The organism is Candidatus Atribacteria bacterium, assembly GCA_011056645.1.
GTDB lineage: Bacteria > Atribacterota > Phoenicimicrobiia > Phoenicimicrobiales > Phoenicimicrobiaceae > Sediminicultor > Sediminicultor quartus.
Window position 1 is genome coordinate 1 of record DSEL01000139.1, and the last position, 4,779, is coordinate 4,779.

Below are 4,779 nucleotides of genomic sequence, written 5' to 3' on the forward strand. Positions count from 1 at the left end.
GTAGAGAGATATTTAATTATAGATGATTTAGTAGATACAGGTAAAACAGGAAAAGCCGTTCGGGATATGATCCCGGGAGCTTATTTTGCCACTGTCTATGCTAAACCTGATGGTAGACCGATGGTGGACACTTTTATTACTGAGGTTAGTCAGGACACCTGGGTACTTTTTCCTTGGGACAGCGAGATTACTTCTAATTTTGTAAATCCTATAATCAATAAGAATGATTAAATGAAAAAACCTATACAACCTTGATATTATTGTTTTATACTTCAAAGAAAAGAGATGAGTAAATGAGGAAAAAAAGAAAAACAGGTAATTATATAGATAGATTGGTTAATAAATTTAAACGGCCAAATAGAGAAGCAAAAAAAGTGAAGAATGCAATTAGTAAAACAAAATTGCGAACATCGCCCCTTTTTAGTGAACCATTCGGATTCAAGAAGAAAGAACAAGCCCTTCACCGAAGCAGACAGGAATTTGTCGGTTTATTTAAAAATTCACCAGAGGCGTTAACCTATACCGATATGGAGGGGATTATTCTAGAAGCAAATAGACAATTTGAAGAGCTTTTTGGTTATGAACTTGAGGAATTAAGAGGTCAACATATTGAAAAGATTTTAACTAATTGTTCGGCAGAGATCTTAGGGAGTGCTCGAGTTTTTAGTAATTTAGAATTAACAGCAAAGAAAAAGAGTAATAAATTAGTTCATGTTTCTGTTTCAGTTACCTTCAATCTGGTCAATAAGCAAATAATTGGAAAAATATTTTTATTGAGTGATATTACTAACCTCAAAGCGAATGAGGCAATAAATAATGTATTATATAATATTTCTCAATCAGCTAACTCAGATATTTCTCTAACGCAGCTCTATTCTGTTATTCGCCAAGAACTCAGCACTATTATTGATACAACCAACTTTTACATTGCCTTATTCGATGAAGAGAAAAACAAACTTTATTTTTCTTATTATAATGATGAAACAGGCGAAAAAGATAAAGCTTTTTTAACCTCAAAAAATGGTAATTCTAATAATATTTTTTACTATATCTTTAAAACCGGGGAGTCGTTACTATTAGATTATAATAAGTATAAAAGGTTAATTGCCCGAGGAGATTTTGTTTCTTATGATGTCATAACCAATAAACAAGCTTGGTTAGGTGTCCCCTTAAGAGTAGAAAACAAGATTATCGGTTCCATGGTTTTGCAAAGTTATACTGACCCGGATCTTTATTGCCAAAAAGATATAAAGCTAATGGAATTTGTTTCTCAGCAGGTAGCTACAGCGATTGAAAGAAAACAGGCAGAGGAAAAATTAAAATTTCTTGGCTTGTATGACTCTTTAACTAAATTACCCAACAGGGTATTATTTTATGATCGAATAAGGCAGGAGATAGCTTATGCTAAAAGAGAGCAGAAGAAATTTGCCTTACTGTTTCTTGATTTAGATAATTTTAAAAAAATTAACGATAAATTTGGGCATGAGATTGGAGATAAATTGCTTCTTGAAGTAGCAAGAAAATTCAGTGAACTCTTGCGAGAAACAGATACTATTTGCCGTTTAGGTGGAGATGAATTTATTATTTTATTGCCACGGCTTAGGCAACCCAGAGAAAATGCTGAAGGTCTTGCCGGGAAAATAATTCATATTCTTAGTGAACCCCTATCGATTGATCAACATCAGATTTATGTCAATACAAGTATTGGAATAGCTTTGTATCCTGATGATGGGGAAAAGGAAGAGGGTTTGATAAATAGAGCAGACCAGGCTATGTACGCGGCGAAAAAAGAAGGTCCCGGTCATTATCACTGGGCGGGATTTAACCTGATCTAACTCAGAGGATACTTTATTGGATTAGTTTTTTATTAGAGGGAAAAAAATTATTAGTTAGTCAATTCAAAAAGTTATTGATTTAGGGAAGATAATATTTAGAAAAGAGGTAAAAATGACACGAAAAAAACGAATTTTGTTGATTTTTACCGGAGGAACTATAGTAAGTGGTTTTCATGGTAAAGGGAAGGACACCGGCCCGAGTAAAAAAATGTTTAAATCACTGACTGATTATGTGGAAAAGTTTTTTCAAGGTAAAAAAGTAGAGTTAATTTTTAGGGAACCTTTAGGAGTACCGGGAGAAGATAGTACTAATCTGGGTCCGGAACACTGGATAAAAATCACTTCTATTATTGTAAAAGAACTTCAAAAAAAACTTGATGGTGTTCTTATTCTTTATGGAACAGATACTATGGCTTATTTTTCATCCTGGCTCAGTATTTGTTTTCCTCGAATTTCAATTCCCATAGTTATTACCGGGAGTCAACTTACCTTAGATTATATGCCGGAAGATGTCACAGTAAATTTACGGGGAGCTGCTCAAGTAGTGTGCTCGGATTTTTCTGGAGTATGGATTTATTGTAATTGGAAACTAATTCCCGGTGCCAGGGCACATAAAGCCCACGCCCTACACCCGGATATATTTATTACCACTAACGGTGTACCCATCTATTTTAATCCCGAGTGGGCTCTCAAAGGCAAGAAGAACGATTTAACATCAAGAATAGAGTATGTTCTTTCTGATGAAATCAACAAAATTATAAATTATAATTCACAAAAAGTAGGCAATATCGAGGAAAGAATTTACTGGTTTATGTGCCTCCCCGGAATGGAGCAAAAGCTTAGCGAAGATAAAAAAATAGTTTGTATTTATGGTTTTGGAGCAGGGAATGCCCCTACAAGCGTTTTAGATTATTTTCGATCTTTTTATCTTGAGAAGGAAAAACCCTGCATAATCGCCTGCAGTCAAGCTGAAGGAGATATTAAAAAACCTAATTATTACAAAAAGGTAGGTATTGCTTGTCTGGCAGAGGACGGATTTAAGGTTTGGAGTCAGATGGACTATCCTATAGAATTTATTCACGCACTTTCTTGTTTTTCTTTATTAGTATCTTTTGATAACCCCGGACAGATCCTCTCTAAGTATTTAGAAGGCCCATTTTAATTAAAAAACCTGCCGGAGGGTCATCTTTTAGTAGGTTTTACCACATGCTTAAGCTCATCTTTTTCAATTCACTTCTTAAAAACAAAGCAGTGAGAGTTACAGATAAAATATCGGCAGCAGGGTAGGCAATCCAGATACCCAAAAGTCCAAGACTTAAAACCCGTGGTAATATTATAACCAAAGGGATAAATAGTAGAACCTGTCTAAGTAAAGATAATATTAATGAAGGAACTGCTTTTCCCAATGATTGAAATAGGGCAGCTCCTACTATCTGTATGCCGATTATCGGTATCATAGAGATTACTATTCTCATTATAGAGCTACCTTTTTCGACTATTTCTGCATCTCGGGTAAACATACTTATAACTGTAAAAGGGAAAAATTCAATGATTAACCAACCAAAAGTTGCAATAACGATAGTAGTAATAAGTGATAATTTAACAGCTTCTTTTACTCTATCAAGTTTTTTTGCTCCATAATTAAATCCTACTATAGGCTGCATTCCTTGTATCACTCCAAATAGGGGCATAAACACAAACATAGTAACCCGGTGAAGTATACCAACAATTATCAAGGCTATATCTCCACCAAAAACCCTCAGAGAGTTATTTACCACGATGGCTACTACACTCCCACTAATTTGTCTGGAAAAAGCAGCAGATCCTACGGCAAATATTTCTTTTATTATATTTATCTTAGGTTTTAGATGGTGTAGTTTTATTTTTAATGAACTTTTACCACTGTATAAATAGGTTAATATGTAAAGGAAAGAAATAAATTGAGAAATAATAGTTGCCAGGGCAGCACCTTTAACCCCTAATTTAAAAATAAATATAAATATGGGGTCTAAGATTATGTTTAATATTGCTCCGATGAGCATGGTGGCCATAGCTACTTTAGCATTACCCTCAGCTCTAATTAAGTTATTAGAAGACATACCAAAGGAAAAGAAAATACTACCCCAGAGTATGATAGTGATATAATCTTTAGCATAAGGCAAGATAGTTTCTGTTGAACCGAAAATTCTTAATATTGGTTCGGTAAAGATAAGACCAAGGGTAGAAATTATTGCACTCGAAATAATTACACAAAGAAAGGAATTACCGGCAACATAATCTGCTCTTTCTATATTCTTTTCCCCTAAACTCCTTGATATGGCGGAGGCCGCACCAATTCCTATCATCATGGCAAAAGCCATAATGACCATTTGAATAGGAAAGGCAACGGTCAATCCCCCAATGGCGATAGCTCCTACGCCTCTTCCCACAAAGATAGTATCAACCAGGTTGTATAAAGCATTTACAAACATGCCAACAGTTGCCGGTACAGATAAATTTAGTAAAAGTTTACTTATTTTTTCTTCTCCCAATCTGGCAGTCATCTGTTTCATGAATTATCTCCTATTACTATTTCTTTAAAGACATTGTTTCGGATGTGGTAATTTAATATTTATTGTATCTGGTGTTCGTCATTAGCGAGTGCAAGGTTAAGAATTTCCAACCCTTTGATGATATCTTTTGTTTCCTGCTCTGAAAGTTTTTTAAGCATCTGGGTAAAATATTCTTCTTTTTTTTGGCGAAAGTCATTGCAAAATTTCTGACTCTTCCCGGTTAAAGATATTTTTACCACTCTTCGGTCATCTTTAGTGCGCTCACGTTTTACAATTTTTTTTTGTTCGAGCCTATCCAGGATTCCTGATACAGTACTGTCAGATAATCCTAGGATTATCTGACAGTACTGTATCAGGAATCCTGGATAGGCTCGAACAAAAAAAAATTGTAA

At 34.6% G+C, this 4,779-nt stretch carries 5 protein-coding genes; 3 read left to right on the plus strand and 2 right to left on the minus strand.

What is annotated here, in order from left to right:
• The 3 genes from ENO17_05470 to ENO17_05480 form a co-directional block, all read left to right on the plus strand.
• Positions 1 to 231 (plus strand): xanthine phosphoribosyltransferase (locus ENO17_05470; GenBank protein HER24475.1); only part of this gene is annotated, 231 nt, incomplete at its 5' end.
• 62 nt (positions 232 to 293) lie between these two features.
• Positions 294 to 1,835, plus strand: a complete 1,542-nt coding sequence (locus ENO17_05475) for a diguanylate cyclase (protein HER24476.1) — start codon at positions 294 to 296, stop codon at positions 1,833 to 1,835.
• A 112-nt stretch (positions 1,836 to 1,947) separates the two neighbouring features.
• The gene (locus ENO17_05480; protein HER24477.1) at positions 1,948 to 2,997 is read left to right on the plus strand and encodes an asparaginase; all 1,050 of its coding nucleotides are present in this window, start codon (positions 1,948 to 1,950) and stop codon (positions 2,995 to 2,997) included.
• Positions 2,998 to 3,034: 37 nt separating this feature from the next.
• Here ENO17_05480 and ENO17_05485 read toward each other — a convergent pair whose 3' ends face one another.
• A complete protein-coding gene (locus ENO17_05485; GenBank protein ID HER24478.1) occupies positions 3,035 to 4,387 on the minus strand; it encodes an MATE family efflux transporter in 1,353 nt (450 codons plus the stop codon).
• Positions 4,388 to 4,446: 59 nt separating this feature from the next.
• Positions 4,447 to 4,779 (minus strand): MarR family transcriptional regulator (locus ENO17_05490; protein HER24479.1); only part of this gene is annotated, 333 nt, incomplete at its 5' end.

Bases quoted from the DNA above. Each gene is read 5' to 3' on its own strand.
- ENO17_05485 (HER24478.1), bottom strand. From the start codon at position 4,387: ATGAAACAGATGACTGCCAGATTGGGAGAAGAAAAAATAAGTAAACTT.
- ENO17_05480 (HER24477.1), top strand. From the start codon at position 1,948: ATGACACGAAAAAAACGAATTTTGTTGATTTTTACCGGAGGAACTATA.
- ENO17_05475 (HER24476.1), top strand. From the start codon at position 294: ATGAGGAAAAAAAGAAAAACAGGTAATTATATAGATAGATTGGTTAAT.